11 protein-coding genes are annotated in these 15,913 nt (G+C 70.6%); 2 read left to right on the plus strand and 9 right to left on the minus strand.

Annotated features, from left to right (window positions below):
• Positions 1–120: 120 nt before the first annotated feature.
• Positions 121–1,710: an LCP family protein gene (locus tag P2L57_RS04855; protein ID WP_275808744.1), complete on the minus strand. Its 1,590-nt coding sequence runs from the start codon at positions 1,708–1,710 to the stop codon at positions 121–123.
• The gene (locus tag P2L57_RS04860; protein ID WP_275808747.1) at positions 1,703–2,257 is read right to left on the minus strand and encodes a DUF6542 domain-containing protein; all 555 of its coding nucleotides are present in this window, start codon (positions 2,255–2,257) and stop codon (positions 1,703–1,705) included. Before P2L57_RS04860 ends, P2L57_RS04855 begins: the two co-directional genes overlap by 8 nt.
• 142 nt (positions 2,258–2,399) lie before the next feature.
• On the opposite strand from P2L57_RS04860, the gene P2L57_RS04865 reads away from it, so the two are divergent.
• Positions 2,400–2,834: an ArsR/SmtB family transcription factor gene (locus tag P2L57_RS04865; RefSeq protein ID WP_372515606.1), complete on the plus strand. Its 435-nt coding sequence runs from the start codon at positions 2,400–2,402 to the stop codon at positions 2,832–2,834.
• A gap of 31 nt (positions 2,835–2,865) precedes the next feature.
• On the opposite strand, the gene P2L57_RS04870 is transcribed toward P2L57_RS04865, so the two are convergent.
• Both P2L57_RS04870 and P2L57_RS04875 read right to left on the minus strand, forming a co-directional pair.
• Positions 2,866–5,025, minus strand: coding sequence for a SpoIIE family protein phosphatase (locus tag P2L57_RS04870; RefSeq protein ID WP_275808750.1), 2,160 nt, complete (start codon positions 5,023–5,025; stop codon positions 2,866–2,868).
• 96 nt (positions 5,026–5,121) lie between these two features.
• Positions 5,122–5,649 (minus strand): Lrp/AsnC family transcriptional regulator, encoded by a 528-nt coding sequence (locus P2L57_RS04875; protein WP_275809202.1) that lies wholly within the window; start codon positions 5,647–5,649, stop codon positions 5,122–5,124.
• Positions 5,650–5,808: 159 nt separating this feature from the next.
• On the opposite strand from P2L57_RS04875, the gene P2L57_RS04880 reads away from it, so the two are divergent.
• On the plus strand, positions 5,809–8,148 hold the full coding sequence (locus tag P2L57_RS04880; RefSeq protein ID WP_372515616.1) for a thiamine pyrophosphate-binding protein: 2,340 nt from the start codon (positions 5,809–5,811) through the stop codon (positions 8,146–8,148).
• Between the two features lie 42 nt (positions 8,149–8,190).
• On the opposite strand, the gene P2L57_RS04885 is transcribed toward P2L57_RS04880, so the two are convergent.
• The 5 genes from P2L57_RS04885 to P2L57_RS04905 all read right to left on the minus strand — a co-directional run bounded on the left by P2L57_RS04885 (position 8,191) and on the right by P2L57_RS04905 (position 15,839).
• Positions 8,191–10,107 carry an ABC transporter ATP-binding protein gene (locus tag P2L57_RS04885; protein ID WP_275808756.1) on the minus strand — a complete coding sequence of 639 codons (1,917 nt, stop codon included), beginning with the start codon at positions 10,105–10,107 and terminating at the stop codon, positions 8,191–8,193.
• Positions 10,104–12,407, minus strand: coding sequence for an ATP-grasp domain-containing protein (locus P2L57_RS04890; protein WP_275808759.1), 2,304 nt, complete (start codon positions 12,405–12,407; stop codon positions 10,104–10,106). The genes P2L57_RS04885 and P2L57_RS04890 overlap by 4 nt, the downstream gene beginning before the upstream one ends.
• Positions 12,404–13,354: an ATP-grasp domain-containing protein gene (locus tag P2L57_RS04895; protein ID WP_275808761.1), complete on the minus strand. Its 951-nt coding sequence runs from the start codon at positions 13,352–13,354 to the stop codon at positions 12,404–12,406. Before P2L57_RS04895 ends, P2L57_RS04890 begins: the two co-directional genes overlap by 4 nt.
• A gap of 395 nt (positions 13,355–13,749) precedes the next feature.
• A complete protein-coding gene (locus P2L57_RS04900; protein ID WP_275808764.1) occupies positions 13,750–14,574 on the minus strand; it encodes an IPT/TIG domain-containing protein in 825 nt (274 codons plus the stop codon).
• A gap of 431 nt (positions 14,575–15,005) precedes the next feature.
• Positions 15,006–15,839, minus strand: coding sequence for a hypothetical protein (locus P2L57_RS04905; RefSeq protein ID WP_275808767.1), 834 nt, complete (start codon positions 15,837–15,839; stop codon positions 15,006–15,008).
• Between the last annotated feature and the right edge of the window lie 74 nt (positions 15,840–15,913).

Genomic DNA, 15,913 nt, shown 5'->3' on the forward strand with positions numbered 1-15,913 from the left:
TTCCGGTGGCGAAAGCAGGCGTACCGGGCCCGCGCCCACCCCGAGGAGTGAGAACGGACAAGCCCCGGGGCGCACGGTGGTGCCGTCACCCGGGGCCTGCCGTTCATGCTGTGTCGGGCGTCAGTTGACGCAGGGGACGCCGCCCTCCTTCACCGAGTCACCCGCGAAGGCACTGTCGGGCGGCGTCGAAGGCGAGCTCGACGGGGAGCTCGACTGGGCCGTTCCGGAGGAACCGGTCGGGTCCGTGGCGGGCGGGGTGAAGTCCGTGCCAAGGGTGACCCGGACGTGACCGGCCGGAACCGAGGCGCTGGAGACGGCCGCGGCGGTACCGAGACGGGAGACGATCTGCTGGGCCGCCTGCTGTGCGCCCGCGCCGTAGACGATCGTGGTCTTGAGCTGCGTCGCGGCGTTGGACGTCTGTCCCGCCGTGTAGCCGAGCGCGGTCAGGGCCTTGAGCTCGTCGGCGGCCGCGCCGGTCTTGCCCGAGCCGTTGAACACGTCGACGGTGGCGGGCTTGGCCTTGGCGGACGGTTTGGCGCCGCCGCTGCCGGGGGAGGGAGACGGGTCATGGCCGATCGTCGCCTGCACGATGGACCTGATCTGGTCGACGTTGACGAGGTTGACGTCCTCGTTGTTGCGGTTGCCGAAGCCGGCGATCGGCAGGGTGTGGAAGACCACGTTGCCGCCGGTGAGGTTGGTGGCCTGCTGGGCGAAGTCGAGCACGTCGAACTTGTTGTCGATGACCAGGTCCTTCTTCACCACGCCGAACAGCCCCTGGAGCTTGCCCAGATCACCGAAGACCCCCTCGGTCTTCAGCTTGTGGGTCACCGAGGAGATGAACGCCTGCTGGCGGTGGGTGCGGTCCAGGTCTCCGCCGTCGAGTCCGTGCCGCTGCCGGACGAACGCCAGTGCCTGCTTGGGGTTGAGGTCCTGGACTCCGGCGTGGAAGTTCGCACCGGAGTACCAGTCGTGGACCGGGTGCTTGAGGCAGACCTGGATGGGCTGGAGGACCTTGGCGATGTCGTAGAAGCCGAGCAGGTTCACTTCCGCGAAGTGGTCGATCGGCACGCCCAGGAAGTTCTGCACGGTGGCCAGCGTCGCCTCGCGTCCGGCCTCGCGGCTCTGCGCCTCCAGGTCGGCGCCCTTGACGCCCTGGCCGGCAAGCTTGTCGTGGGCGCCCGTGTAGGCGTTGGCGTACGCCTCCTTGATCTTGAAGTGCCCCTGCGCCGAGCCGTCTCCGTTGAAGGTCTGCACGTAGTCGTCGCGGGGGATGGAGAACGCGGTGACCTTGCCGCCGTCCGCGGGTATGTGCATCAGGATCAGCGTGTTGGTGTTGTAGTACCCGATGTCGCTTGATCCGGCGTGCAGTTGGTCCTGGACGAACTCCTTGGGGAGGTCGTTGCCGTTCATGTCCTTGCGCGAGTCCAGGCCGATCAACAGCAGGTTCACCGAGTTGTCGAGGTGCTTCGGCGCGTGCTGGCCCAGCTTGTCGAGCGCGTCCGAGGTGTTCAGGCCGCTGGTGATCCAGTGGTACGCGGCCCAGGAGACCCCGCTGGCCGCCAGCACCGCCGCTGAGGACAGGCACACCGCGACCCGCCCGACGACCACCAGCGGAGAGCGTCGCGCCGCGCCCCGGGCCGACTTGCTGTTCCGCCGAGCGGCCCGCCCGCCCGCTCGCCTGGGTGACTCGGCACCGTGTTCGTCACGCACCGCTATTCCTCCCGTTACGCCTGGACCGGATGAGTCGCACCGCCAGCACGGCGATCAGCGTGACCTCGGCCGCCCCCATGGCCGGGAACGCGTCAACTGCCCAGTGCACCGCTGATGTTGTCAGCTTGCCATGGGACCCGGAGGTGTTCGCCACCTGCTCGGCGACAATGGTGATCGCCGCCACCACCAGCGGTGGCGCGGACAACACCCACCAGGTGCTCGCGCGCGTGCAGTTCATCGCCGCCAGCACCGCCGCGAGGACCGCGGTGATCGCGAAGGCCCACCCCAGCGCGGAGCCCACCAGCTCGTCCACGATGGCACCGGCCACCGGCAGCCCCAGGGCCAGGAGGACGATCCTGCTGGTCGGCGCTGCGCCTCGTTCGTCGTGCCGGGCCCGTGAGGCACGGCCGGAGGGCCGCCCCACGCCCGCTCTGCGCGAGCCTCCCGCCGCTTGGCCGCGCGGACCCGGCACACGGCGTGACTGCCGTGCCGCGTCTCGGGGCAGATACGTGGACTCGCTCGGGGCTTCGGCGCTCTGGCCTGTCATTCGCCTTCCTCGTCCGGCCGGTCGGCGCGTCCGTCCAGCAGCGTGCTCGCCCTGCCCCGTGGATGGTGCAGGAACTGGTGCCCCCGGCTGTAAGGACGACTCGCGTCGACTCCTGGTTGCATGGTTGCGCAATGTAGCAAGCATGGAGGCTAAGCTGTCCGGGCGCCCGGAAGCAATCCCGGGCGCGGCGAGCGGAAACGGGGACGCGAACCAGGGCGGGGAAGGGGCCACGGCGATGGCGGCAGGGGTGGGACGCGACGATCCCCCGACGCAGGCGTTCGTTCTGGCGGCTGAGGCGTTCGGCCTCCTGGCCTCCCCCTTGCGGCTGCACATCGTCCTGGCACTCACCGAGCGCGAAAGCGGGGTCTCGCAGCTGGCGCTGCGGGTGGGTGCGACGCCGCAGGCCGTCAGCCAGCACCTGGCCAAGCTCAAACTCGCCGGTGCGGTGCGCCTGCGCAGCGAAGGCCGCTACCACGTCTACCAGGCGACCGACCCACGGTTGGCGACGGTGGCCCGGATGATGCTGGACAAGACCATCGCGGAGCCGGTCGACGGGGACACCAGGCTGCCGGCCTGACGATGGCAGGGCGCGAGCCGTGCGGTCGTCGTCAGGTGGCGGTGAGTGCCAGGGCGGCCTGGTCGTCGCCGGTGGAATCACCCGCGAAGGCGCTGACCGCGGCGGTGACCGACTCCACGAGGGTGGCGGCGGTGGGGGAGGCGGTGCGTAGCGTGCCGAGGGCGTCGGCCAGGCGGTCCTCGCCGAAGAACTCACCGCTGGGGGAGCGGGCTTCGGTGATGCCGTCGGTGACCAGGACCAGGCCGTCACCTGGATACAGGTCCACGCTGCACGGGGACCCGTCGGTGTCGGGGCCGATGCCCAGGAGCAGGCCCGGTTGGGCGAGTTCTTCGACGGTGCCGTCGGCGCGGCGTACCAGCGGCGGCACATGACCCGCGCGGATCAGGTCCAGTGCGAGGTGGGACGCGGCGTGCCGCAGCTCGCCGTAGACGAGTGAGACGAAGCAGTCGTCGCTGGTGTCGCCCTCGGTCAGGGCCTCGTTGATGGCGGCGACCACCGCCGCCGGATCGTTGAGCAGGCGGGCTGCCGCGCGTGCGGTGTGGCGGACCATGCCGGTCGTGGTGGCGGCCAGCGCGCCGCGCCCGCACACGTCACCGATCATCAGCGCCCAGCGGTCGCCGGGCAGCGGGAAGACGTCGTAGAAGTCGCCGCCGACGTCCAGTCCTTCCCCGGCCGGATGGTAGGAGGCCGCCAGGGTTGCGCCCGGAATCCTGGGCAACTCGGGCGGCAGCAGACCTGCTTGCAGGTCCCGGGACAGTTGGACGCGGTCGGTGAACTGATGGGCGTTGTCCGCACTGGAAGCCGCCCGGCGGGCCAGCTCCTCGGCCAGGGCGACGACGTGGCCGTCCAACGGCCGGTGGGTGGACAGCAGCGTCAGTACGCCGAAGGTGCGGCCGCGGGTGGCCAGCGGCACGCTCACGTATCCGTTGATGCCGCGCTGCGCCGACAGACCGTCCGGACGGGCGCCGACGTGGCCGGTTTCGGTGGCGCCGGAGACCAGCACACGGGCGACCGCGGTGTCGATCTCGTCACGCAGCGCGGGGGAGCCGAGGAGGTCCTCCTCGGCCCGGGTGGCGGCGGCCACGGCGATCCGCCGGGTCTTGCCGCGCTCGACCACATGGACGACACACAGCGGCGCCAACGCCGGTACGGTCAGCCGGGCCATGCACTGCAGGCAGTCGAAATAGTGCGGCTCGCGGGTGATCGCGGTGCTGGCGTCCAACACGAAGGCCAAGTCCTCATGGGCGACCTTCTCCCGCTCCTGAGCCGCGTGGCCCGCCTCCATCGTGCGATGGCGTTCGATGGCCAGGGCGGCGATGCGGGCGAACGCGGCGCTGAGCGCCAGGTCCGTGCCCTCGGGGGCCTTCGGGGTGCGGTGGTACATCGCGAACGTGCCCAGCAGCCGACCGTCCATGCCCTCGATCGGGGTGGACCAGCACGCCGCCACCCCGGCCCGCTGTGCCAGGTCGCGGTAGTCCGCCCACCGGGGGTCGGTGGCGATGTCGGTGACGATCACCGGCGCGCGCAGATGGGCGGCGGTGCCGCATGAGCCGACGTCCTGGCCGATGGCGATCCCGTCGACCGCCTCGTTGTAGAAGTCGGGCAGGCTCGGCCCGGTTCCGTGCCGCAGGTTCTTGCCACTGGGATCGGCCAGCAGCACCGAGACGATCATTTCCGGCGACAGTTCCTCGATCGCGCGGGCCATGCCGTTCAGGATCTCGTCCAGCGGGGCGTCGCGCGCGATCTGCTCCAGCAGGATGCGCTGCTCGGCGGCCAGCAGCTGGGCGTGGTGGTACGCGGTGGTGTCCACCGCGATCACCAGCACTCCGTCGACCTGGCCGTCCGCGTCCCGGCGGGGCTCGTAGGTGTAGTCGAAGTAGCCCTCCCGCTCGGCACCGAGTCCACCGTGCACGAACCGCCAACCGCGGGCGCGGCAGGCGATGCCGGTGCCGTACACCCCGTCGAGCTGGTGGAGGTTGCCGTGCCTGGTCAGTTCCGGAATCAGCTGGGCGACGGGCGCACCGATCCCCTCGTGGGCGATGCCGAAGGTTTCGAAGAACGCCGAGTTCGCCGCCTCCAGCAGATGGTCCGGGCCGCTCAGCGCAGCGAAGATCACCGGGGCCTGCCCGAACAGGTCCGCGTACTCCTCGCTCCTCCGGTGCGGGGGCCTGGGTTCTGCAGTGGCCGACATGCTGGGCCGCCCTCGCGTTCGCGCCGTCGCGTTCTATCCCCACTTTGACACACCACTGTCCGGATTCCGGGCGTCAGGCGTGACCGGTCCGGATGGTCAGTCGCGGCCGCGGCGGCCCGCGTGCGACGGGCGGGCGCCCCGGGCGCCTTTCTCCGCGGCTCTGCGCAGCAGTTCGGTCAGGCGGTGCGGTACCAGTTCGCGCATCGCCAGGGCCGTGCTGGTGCGTTCGACACCGGGGCAGTCGAGGATCTTCCCGGCGACCCGGTACAGGTCCTCGGTGTCCGCGGCGACGACCCGTACCAGCAGGTCGGTCTGGCCGCTGAGGCCGAACACCTCGACGATCTCCGGGATGTCCTTGAGCCGGTCCGCCACTTCGGCCAGCCGGTGTTGGTCCGCCTGCGCGGTGACGAACGCGGTGAGCGGATAGCCCAGTGCGCCCGGGTCCACCCGGCGTTCGAAGGAGCCGAGCGCGCCGTTCTCGTCCAGTTTGGCCAGCCGCGCCTGGACCGTGTTGCGGGACAGCCGCAACCGCTCGGCCAGGGCGAGGACGGTGGCGCGCGGGTCGTCGGCCAGCGCAAGCAGGATCCTGGCGTCGGTGGCGTCGACGACCGGGCTGCTGTTCACACTGCTCACTCAAGACCCCCTTTCGTCTCATGCGAGTGAGCACAATGCTCACTTGATGGGAGGGACGTTGTGCAGATGGTGAGTCGTGTGTCTACATACGGAGCATAGAGCGGAATCAACGGGTGACGGTGTGTATGGCATCGGAGGTGGTGGAGCGTGATCACTAGTGCCGCGTCGGCGGAAGCGCGTGTCACGGGCGGTTCCCGGCAGGACACACTGGCGGTGCTAGGCGCGGTCGAGCGCCGGGTGCTGTGGCTGTCGTCGGCGATCATCGATCACGCGAACCGGGTACGGCCGAATCCCTCAGGACTGAAGGTCGGCGGCCATCAGGCGTCCAGCGCCTCGATGGCCTCGATCATGACGGCACTGTGGTTCCATGAACTCACCGCGCACGACCGGGTCTCGGTCAAGCCGCACGCCTCGCCCGTGCTGCACGCGATCAACTATCTGCTGGGGGAGTTGGACCCGTCGTACCTGACGACCCTGCGGTCCTTCGGCGGCCTGCAGAGTTACCCCAGCCGCTCGAAGGACCCCGATCCCGTCGACTACTCCACCGGATCGGTGGGCATCGGCGCCACCGCCCCCATCTGGGGTGCCATCGCCCGGCGTTACGTCGAGGGCCGCTTCGGCGGGGCGGGCGTCGGACGGCAGTACTCGCTGCTCGGCGACGCCGAACTCGACGAGGGCGCCATCTGGGAGGCCATCCAGGATCCGATGGTCCCCGACCTCGGCGAGATCGTCTGGATCGTCGACTTCAACCGGCAGTCGCTGGACCGCGTGGTGCCGGAGATCGCCGCCGGTCGGCTGCAGGGCATGTTCGCGGCCGCGGGCTGGCAAGTGATCACCGTGAAGTACGGGCAGTTGCTGGAGGAGCTGTTCACCCGCCCCGGCGGTGAGATGCTGCGCAAGCGCCTGGACACCATGGGCAACCCGGAGTACCAGCGGCTGCTGCGGTGCACCGCGCAGCAGTTGCGCGAGCGGCTGCCCGGCGCGGGTTCGACGGCCGCGCCCATCGCCCGGCTGATCGCGGAGCTGGACGACGACACCCTTCGGGCCGCTGTGCGCAACCTCGGCGGCCATGACCTCGGCGCGCTCCTGGAGGCGTACCGGAGCATCGACGACACCCGCCCGACCGTCATCTTCGGCTACACGGTGAAGGGCTACGGCCTGTCCAGCGAGGGACACCCGCAGAACCACTCCTCCTTGCTGACCGCCGACCAGATGGCTGATCTGGCGCGCCGTCTGGGGACCGACCTGGACGACCCGTGGGCGGGCTTCGCCGACGGCAGCGCGGAGGCGGCCCTGTGCAAGCAGGCCGCCGACCGGCTGCGGCGCACGGACTTCCCGCGCCAGCGGCCCCCGGCACTGCCCGCCGACATCGGCCGCACCCCCACCGGTACCGGCAACACACAGCAGGCCCTCGGGCGGCTGCTGCTGGACCTGACCCGGCAGGCGCCGCAGGCGGCGGCCCGGATCGTGACCGTCAGCCCCGATGTCAGCTCCTCCACCAACCTCGGCGGCTGGCTGAACAAGGCCGGGGTGTGGTCGCACGCGGAGCGCCCCGACTGGTTCGCCGACGACGCCGAGACCATCCTGCACTGGCGGGAGAAGCCCACCGGTCAGCACCTGGAGCTCGGCATCGCCGAGACCAACCTGGTGGGACTGCTCGGCGAGCTCGGCGCCACCTGGAGCCGCTGGGGCGAGCCGTTGCTGCCGATCGGCGTGGTGTACGACCCGTTCGTCAACCGCGCCTTGGAACCCTGGTCGTTCGGGATGTACGCGGGCGGGCAGTCGATCCTGGTGGGTACCCCGTCGGGTGTCACCCTGGCCCCGGAGGGCGGGGCACACCAGTCGATCACCACTCCGTCGCTGGGCATCGAACAGCCCGGCTGCGTCAGTTACGAGCCCGCGTTCGCGATCGAGACGGAATGGTGTCTGCTGGCCGCGCTGGCCAACCTGGGCAAACCTGACGGGAGTTCGGCCTATCTGCGGCTGTCCACCCGCCCGGTGGACCAGACGCTTGCCGCGGTGCCCGCCGACCCGGCCGCCCGCGAGCGCCGCCGTCGCCAGGCCGTCGCCGGTGCGTACGCGCTGCGGCGGCCGGAGAAGCCCGCGGTGACCATTGCGGTGATGGGCGCCATGGTCCCCGAGGCCCTCGCCGCGGCCGATCGGCTGGCCGCCCTAGGCTTCCCCGCCGACGTGGTCTGCGTGACCAGCCCAGACCTGCTCTTCCGGGCCGTGCAGGGCAGGCGCGGTCTGCAGGACGGCCCCGGCTGGCTGCTCGACCAGGTCTTCCCGGCCGAGCGGGCGGTCCCGATGGTCACGCTCCTCGACGGCCACCCGCATACGCTGGCGTTCCTCGCCACGATCAACAACGTGCCGGTGACCACGCTGGGCGTGAGCCGCTTCGGCCAGTCCGGCGCCATCGACGACGTCTACCGCTACCACGGCATCGACACCGACAGCGTCGTCCGGGCCGCCCTGGACCTGGTCGACTGATCGTCCGACCGCGACCGGGTCGGCGGCGCCCCGGCGAGCCGCTCACGCCTGCTGCTTGCGTTCCTGGGGCGTCCCGTCGGCCGGGGCGGGCGTCAGCGGTTCCGCGGCGTAGCGGTTCTGCTCGGTGAGCAGGCGGGCGAAGGGCCCGCCCTGCGCCTGCAGTTGCCGGTAGGTTCCGCGTTCGGCGATCCGTCCGGCCTGCAGGACGGCGATTTCGTCGACCTGTCCCAGGGTGCTGAGCCGGTGCGAGATGACGATGACCGTACGGCCGCGGGTGAGGCGCTCCAGCGCGCGCAGCACCTCGGCCTCGGCTTCGACGTCGAGGTTCGTGGTCGGCTCGTCGAGGATGAGGATCGGCGCGTCCCGCAGCAGCGCGCGGGCGATGGCGATGCGCTGACGCTGGCCGCGGGAGAAGTTCTTGCCCAGTTCCCGGACCGCGGAGTGGTAGCCGCCGGGCAGTCCCGTGATCGTGTCGTGGATGTGGGCCTGCCGGGCGGCGGTGATCACCTGGTCGTCGGTCGCGCCCGGCCGACCGATGGCGATGTTGTCGCGGACGGTCCCCTCGAACAGGATCGAGTCCTCCGGCACGATGGCGATGTTGTCGCGCAGGACGCCCAGCGGGTAGTCGCGGACGTCCACGCCGTCGACGGTGACGCTGCCCTGCCAGGACTCGTAGAAGCGGGGCAGTAGGCGGGTGAGGGTGGTCTTCCCGCTGCCGGACAGTCCGACGAGGGCGAGGCGGGTGCCGACCCGGATGTGCAGATCGATGCCGTGCAGCACCGGGCGGTGCGGGTCGTAGCCGAACACCACGCCGCGGTAGGCGATTTCACCGCGGATGCGCGGCGGACCGGCGTAGCGGCGGGAGGCCAGGCGGTGGTCCTCCCGGGGTTGGTCGAGGATCTCCTGGATGCGCCCGGCGGCCGCGGCCGCCGTGGAGGCCAGCAACGTGAGCTTGGACAGGTCGCGCATGGGTTGGTAGAGCTGCTTGGAGTAGGCGAGGAAGACGGTCAGGGTGCCGATGGTGAGGCTGGCCGCGGGGATGGTGAGGATCCCCAGCGTGTAGCCCTGCTCGTGGCCGGCGGCGATCCAGGCGCCCAAGGTGATGATCACGACGTCGCTCACCGTGATGAAGACGATGACCAGGGGGTTGAACTCGGCCTGGCGCCGCCCGGCCTGGAGACCGAAGCGCCGCTGCCGGTCGACATGGCCTCCGAAGGCACGGGCCGCCCAGCGCTCCAGGGTGAACGCCTTGAGCTCGACGATCGCCGTGATGGAGGCACTGGCCACCCGGGCGACATGGCCCGCGGCACGGGCAGCCTCCTTGGAGGCCCGCTTGACCCATCGGGTGTAGAGCAGCACGGTCACGAACAGCAGCGGCGCCATGCACATCGCCAGGACGGTGAACTGCCAGTTGAGCACCAGCATCACGGTGAGGATCCCGGCGAGGGTCAGCACCCCGGACAGCAGGTCGACCAGCCCGTCGGTGACCAGCTTCTCGATGTCGGTGATGTTGCCGCTGACCCGCTGGACGACCTCGCCGACCTGCTGGCGTACATGCCAGTCGAGCGGCAGGTGCTCGATGTGCGCGAACAGCTTCTTGCGTAGCTTCGCTCCCAGGTCCTGGCCGACGAACGCGGCGACGGACAGCTGTACGAAGGCGACCACCGCGCTGATCAGCCCGAGGGCGAGGAACATCAGCCCGGCGAAGAGGAGTACCCCGAGTTGGGTGTGCTCCTCCGTGGCGTCCGTTCCGCCGCGGTTCCCGAAACGGTCGAAGTAGTCGATGAGCCAGTCGGTGAAGGGGATGTCCGGATCCCGATGGTTGACGATCTTGTCCAGGATGATCTTGAAGGGGAAGGCCGCCAGGACGTCGCTGGCCACCGCGACGAAGGTGAGCGCGACCGCGAGGCAGACGAGCAGCCGACGGCCCCGCAGGTGCCGATAGAGAAAGCGGATCATCCGTCACGTCCTTCAGCGAACCGTTCCAGGCACCGGTCGATCTCGGCCACAACAGCTTGCACCTCGGCGGGACGGGGACTGCCCAGGCGGCGCACCCGCCGCGAAGCGACCTTCAGCAGCAAGGCGGCGTCGAACAGGGCGGCCCGTCGGCGTACCGCGGCGAGGTGCGCCTGGTCGGCGCCGTGGCGGGCCAGCGCGGCCAGGTAGGCATCGAGGAAGACGTCCCTGGCCGCTTCGTACCAGCCCCGGACACCCGGCCGCGCGAGTTCCGGATGGGGTGGGCGCAGATAGGCGAGGAAGTACCCCACGTCGAGCGCCGGGTCGCCCTGGCCGACACCGTCCAGGTCGGTGATGACCGGATGGCAGGGCGGGCAGAACACCAGCTGGCTGGGTTTGAACGCCCCGTGGACCAGAGCGAGATCGTCGCTTTCGGCATGAGTGAGCGCCTCGGCGAGCGGATGAACGGCCTGGTCCAGCGCTCCGTTGAGTCCGTGGACCGTGTCGGACAGGGCCTGTGCCCACCGCCGCGCCCGGGCCGCGTAGGCGGCGCCGCGGGGCGCGGCACGCCCGGACGCCACTCCGCTGGTGTGCATCCAGGCCAGCGCCGCCGCGCTGGCGGCGAGTGCCGCGGACGGTGGGCCCACTGCGGCGCGCAGGCGCCGGGGCGGGCGCAGGAGAGCCGTCCCGGCCAACTGGCCGCCGTGGTGGGCACCGCCCGCGGTCTCGGTGATCACCAGACCGAGTTCCGCCGCCAGCGCCAGCGGGCGCGGTACGACGGCGGGTGCGGCTGGCCGACCGTCCGCCGCCGGTTGGAGCGGGCCCGAGCGGTCGTGTGCCGCCCACAGTTGCTCGGCGAGGCGGTAGGCCGCCGCGGCGTCGGCGGGGTCGCGGTAGAGCTTGCCGAAGAAGACGAGTTCGTGCTGGCCGGGCAGCCGCACCTGGTAGCGCAGTACACATCGGGCCGCGGGCTTGTAGCGGACCGGGCTGACCCGCAGCTCGCTGACGCGGGCGCCGGGGTCGTCCAGCACCGTTCTGGCCGCGGCCGTCAGCGCCGAGGCCAGCCTGCCGTCCAGCGGGGAGGTGGCGCACGCGGCGGACAGGGTGGGCAGGTCGGCGTCGTGGGGGAAGGACTGCAGGGTGAGGCCGACCCGGGGGCAGCGCAGGATGCCGGGCCAGTAACCGCGGAACTCGGCCGGGTCGGCGGAGGAAAGCAACTCGCCGACACGGGAGTCGGCAAGGGCAGAGTCGGTGAGTAGGACGGTCACCAGCGGCCACGGCGTGCCCGCCGTTCCGCGCCGGTCGTGCGGTCGGTAGCTCGCGGTCAGCCCCCGGCCGGGCTTGCGGCGCACCGAAGCGACATGCAGGGCCACCGGGGCCGGACCGCTCTCGGCTCCGCCGTCGAGCGCGCTGATCAGGTCGCGTACCGCCTCATGGAGCACGGCCACCGGGGATGCCGACGACCGGCGCCGCTCCTTGGAACGGCGGGCGGGCACGTAAGGCGGGGACTCGGCCTGCTGGATGAACGTGGCGAGTGCCCGGGGAGCGCCGGGGACGCCACGGCACCCGGGGAAGGGATTGACGTCGACAACCATCGGCCCGTCGGCGGTGGCGAGGATGTCGACCCCGTAGATCCGCAGGTCGAACACCTCCCCGGCGGCCCGGGCCAGGTCGAGCCAGCCCGGCGGGAGTTGCTGGGGGTTGAGCGTTCGGGTCACGGTCGGCACCCTGCCGTCCAGCGTGCTGTGGCGCAGGCCGGCGAAGACCTGCTTGCCGATCAACCACAGCTTGTAGTCCCAACCGTCGTTGGCGATGAAGTCCTGGACGACGACGGGCTCACCGGTCCAGTCCCCCTCCAGCGACCGCAGACGGTCCGGACCGTCGAGCCGGGCCACCAGGTCCATCCGGCGGCTGGTCCGGCTTTTGACGACGAGCGGGAAACCCGGCGCCGACGAGTCCGCGAGCCCACCGCTGAGTTCGGACAACTGGGTGAAGTGGTGGGTGTCGGGGAACGGCAGGCCCGCCTTGCGTGCGAGGTCGGCCATCTGGACCCGGTCCTGGCACAGTGCGGTCGCGGCGGCGCCGTTCACCACATGGCTGCCCAGGCGCTCCACCTGCCGGGCGAGCGCGACCGCCTGCGGCGAGTGGGCTTTGAGCAGGTACAGATCGGCGGTTGGACGAGGGTCCGCGGTTGGCACGTCGTCGGGGTTGAACACCGCGACGCTGTGCCGCTCGCCCAGCAGATCGGGCAGCGTGGCGAGCAACGGATGGGCCGGGTTGTCGGTGAGCAGGCAGACCCTCATGGCAGCCTCGCGCCGGTGTGCTCGTCAGCCGCCGGGACGAGCGGGCTCGGCCCCGCCTGCCCGTCGCCCTCGCGGTCGTCGGCGCTGACCCGGGCGGTGGTCAGCAGGGTGGCGGCGCCCTCCGCACGTTGTGTACGGCCCGCCGCGGCCAGCCGAAGGATCTTCCTGGCGACCCGCTGGACCGCGTTGGGGACACACCGGAAGCTGGGGAAGTCGTTGACGTCGACCACGACCCACCCGTCCGGCCCCTCCAACAGGTCCACCCCGAACAGGTCGAGACCGAACACCTCGCCCACGGCGGTGGTGACCTGGGCCAACTCGGCTGTCAGCGCCGTCCGGTGGCCCCGCACCGGAAGACCGGGGTGCAACGGCGAGCGGTGGATGGTGGCGTGCAACTCCCCGCCGATGCTGTAGACCTTGACGTCCACGCCGGGGTTGACGACATACGGCTGCGCGAGCAGGAATCCTTCACCGGCGAGCGAACTGGCGATGCCGCTCAGCTCGGCGGGCTTGCTCACCAGATGGACCGCGCGGCCCGAGTTGCCGCCCGTGGGCTTGACGACCAGCGGGTAGTGCTCGTCCGGTATCTGGTGCAGAAGCGCGGGACCGGCCGCGAAATACGTCAGGGGGAATGCCAGTCCGGCCCGGCGGGCGATGGCCGCCGCGACCGCCTTGTCACGCACCAGCCGGATCGCGCGGGCGTCGTTTATCGTGTTCAGCCCGCTGGCCGCCACCGCCTCCAGCACGCTCAACCCAGGGCCGCCCGAAACGGTCTTGAGGATCCAGGCGTCATGGGAGCCTTCGTGGGCCGGATCGGAGATCTTGGCGATGGACCGTCCCGGCTCGAACACGTCGATGTGATGGTTCCACTCTGCCAGTTGGCGGGCCACAGCCAGGGGCATGCTGTCGCGGCGGTAGCAATCCTCGACGATGAAACACAGCCTCATCGGACCGCACCCTCTCGTCGTCGGCGGCATAACACCGCAGAGCATCGTTATGCCGGGGCCTAATCGGCGGTACGCCGGCTAGATTCCGAGGCAACCAGTGGCACGACCGTGGCGCCCACTCAACTAGGCCATTCGGTTAACGGAGGGCGGATCTGGTGAATCCGGAACATGGCGTGGAAGTGAACCACCGGAGCGCTGTTCGTTTAGCCCTCGTCGCCTGGTACGTCGGCTTCGTTGCGGGGGAGCGTGATCGGCTCCCCAGGCTGGGCGCGGACCTCGGCGGGGACGGGCCGTCGGAATCCTGATCCCGGGTCAACTGGTGTGCCGGGAGGTGCCGGTCCCCGGCCGGTTGGCATGGCCGGGGACCGGAACATGGGTGACGCTGTGAGGGGACGTCACACGAAGGTGAAGCCACCCGCCACCGTGGTGCTGCCGCCCGGGGCGGTGACGCCCACGGCGACGTTGCCCGCTGCGTGCGGGGGGGTCACGCCGGCCAGCACCGTGCCCGCGCCGTTCACCACGATGCCGGTCGCCGGGACGCCGCCGAAGGTGACGGTGGCGCCGGTGAGGTTGCTGCCGATGATGACGAACGGCGTGCCACCGGCGACCGGACCGGTGATGGGCGTGATGGTGGTGGCCACCGGCGGAAGCACCGCGACATAGGTGAAGCCGCCGGCGACGGTGGTGCTGCCGCCCGGAGTGGTGACCACGACGGTCGCGTTGCCGGCCGCACCCACCGGGGTGACACCGGTCAGAATCGTGCCGGTCGGGTCCACCGTCACACCTGTGGCGGCAACGCCGTTGAAGGTGACGGTGGCACCGGTGAGGTTGGTGCCGATGATGGTGAACGTCGTACCGCCGGTGACCGGGCCGGTGATCGGGGTGAGGCTGACCACGACGGGAGCCATCGGGGGCAGGTACGTGTACATGGCCGGGGCACTCGTACCGCCGGCGTTCGTGACCACCACCGGTACCGTTCCGGCGGCGTGGGCCGGGGCCAGGACGATGATCACGACCCCGATCGGGTCCTGGAACAGGATGGTCGCCGGTGTGCCGCCGAAGGTGACCGACGAGGCGTTGGCGAGTCCCGATCCGAGGATCAGGACGGGGTTGCCGCCGGCGGCGGGCCCGGACATGGGGACGACGAGCCCGATGCTCGGGGCGCCGGGGAAGGGGAATCCGGTCGGGAACCCGGGAATCTGCAGGGCGGGGGTGGACATGGAGGTTCCTCCTCGTTGAGGTGGCAAGGTGGGACTGATTGCCGCCCGCGAACTGCCCTGGCCGGTCATGGGCGGAACGGGGGCTGATGGCAGGACGAAGGTGAGGCGCGAGCTCACATGACGCCTCCTGGGACGTCGTTCGAGCCGCCCGCCCGCTGGTGCCCGTGAGCGGCACCGACCGCGAATCCGGGTCCTCCACGAGGGTGTTGTCCACGTCGCCGTCAGGCTGCGAACTGCGCGTACCTGTCAACGAGGTCATCCGCACGAGTTCATGTGGGAGACCGGCAGGCCGCGTCATTCCCCCGGAGAGGAATGGGCGACCCACCGGTTTGGATGAATCCAGTACTCCACAAGGGTGCGGTGTGGAACAAGAGAGTTGACGGTGGTTCACCTGAATGGCGCAGTATGGCGCGTGGTGCGGGGTTGCCGCGTCACTCGCTGCTGTCGAGCCGCTCGCGCCACGCGAGGAAATCCGCGGCGAGATCAGAACCGGCCTTGCGAAGTTCGGCGAGTTGACTGTCGATGTAGTGCAGATACAGCGGAATCAGCCGGGCGTTGAGTAGCGCGGTCGCCCGTGCCGTGTTCACGGGGTCACCGTGCCGCCACCGCATGGTCGTACGGATGAGTTCAGCAGCCACGGGCTGTGGGTCTGCCAGATACCGGTCCACGGCCTCGTCGGTGGCGGCGAGGCGTCCGGTCGCCGTGGTGTGCAGGAACCGCACCGGGAGCAGGACGACCCTGGTGAGTGGAACGAGCGCGTCCAGGAGCATGGCCGGCTGGTGGAACGCGCCGACGACGCGATCGGTCGCGAGTTTGGCCAACGCGAAGCGGGCGCTTTCCTTGAGGAGTTGGGCGCGATCGGGGCGTGGAAGCTTCGCGGTGATGTCCTCTCCGTGCAGTATCTTGACGTTCTCGGCCAGGTCCAGACGGTCGATCGCGGGGAACCTGCCGTCGTCCCGGTTTTCCCGCAGTGCGGCCAGCGAGCTCCAGAACACCGAAAGCCGCTGGTGCAGCGCACCGCCGCGAGCGCACAGGTTCTGCCGCACCCGGTCGATCGTGGCCTGATCGTCCGGGGATCGACCATCGAGGACCAACGCCAGGTCCACATCGCTGACCGTGGGGGCGAAACCTCCGTGCGCCAGACTGCCCAGCGCGCAGGCGGCCACCAGCCGATCGCCGAAGGCGGTTCGATACGCGGCGGTGGCTTCGGTCAACACCGCCCAGCCGGGCTCGTCCGCCGAGACGCCTGAGAATGCGTATGCCATGTCGGGACACTCTTGTCGGCACTTCGCCGCGCGCAAGGGGGCGATGGGCCGGGCCGCCGCGGCGACATGGCGCA

Origin of the sequence: Streptantibioticus ferralitis (assembly GCF_029223525.1) — a bacterium.
Lineage (GTDB): Bacteria > Actinomycetota > Actinomycetes > Streptomycetales > Streptomycetaceae > Streptantibioticus_A > Streptantibioticus_A ferralitis.

What these genes read in the sequence shown, in the direction of transcription:
- P2L57_RS04870 (WP_275808750.1), bottom strand. Translation starts at nt 5,025, where the DNA reads ATGTCGGCCACTGCAGAACCCAGGCCCCCGCACCGGAGGAGCGAGGAG.
- P2L57_RS04900 (WP_275808764.1), bottom strand. Translation starts at nt 14,574, where the DNA reads ATGTCCACCCCCGCCCTGCAGATTCCCGGGTTCCCGACCGGATTCCCC.
- P2L57_RS04890 (WP_275808759.1), bottom strand. Translation starts at nt 12,407, where the DNA reads ATGAGGGTCTGCCTGCTCACCGACAACCCGGCCCATCCGTTGCTCGCC.
- P2L57_RS04860 (WP_275808747.1), bottom strand. Translation starts at nt 2,257, where the DNA reads ATGACAGGCCAGAGCGCCGAAGCCCCGAGCGAGTCCACGTATCTGCCC.
- P2L57_RS04905 (WP_275808767.1), bottom strand. Translation starts at nt 15,839, where the DNA reads ATGGCATACGCATTCTCAGGCGTCTCGGCGGACGAGCCCGGCTGGGCG.
- P2L57_RS04865 (WP_372515606.1), top strand. Translation starts at nt 2,400, where the DNA reads ATGGAGGCTAAGCTGTCCGGGCGCCCGGAAGCAATCCCGGGCGCGGCG.
- P2L57_RS04885 (WP_275808756.1), bottom strand. Translation starts at nt 10,107, where the DNA reads ATGATCCGCTTTCTCTATCGGCACCTGCGGGGCCGTCGGCTGCTCGTC.
- P2L57_RS04895 (WP_275808761.1), bottom strand. Translation starts at nt 13,354, where the DNA reads ATGAGGCTGTGTTTCATCGTCGAGGATTGCTACCGCCGCGACAGCATG.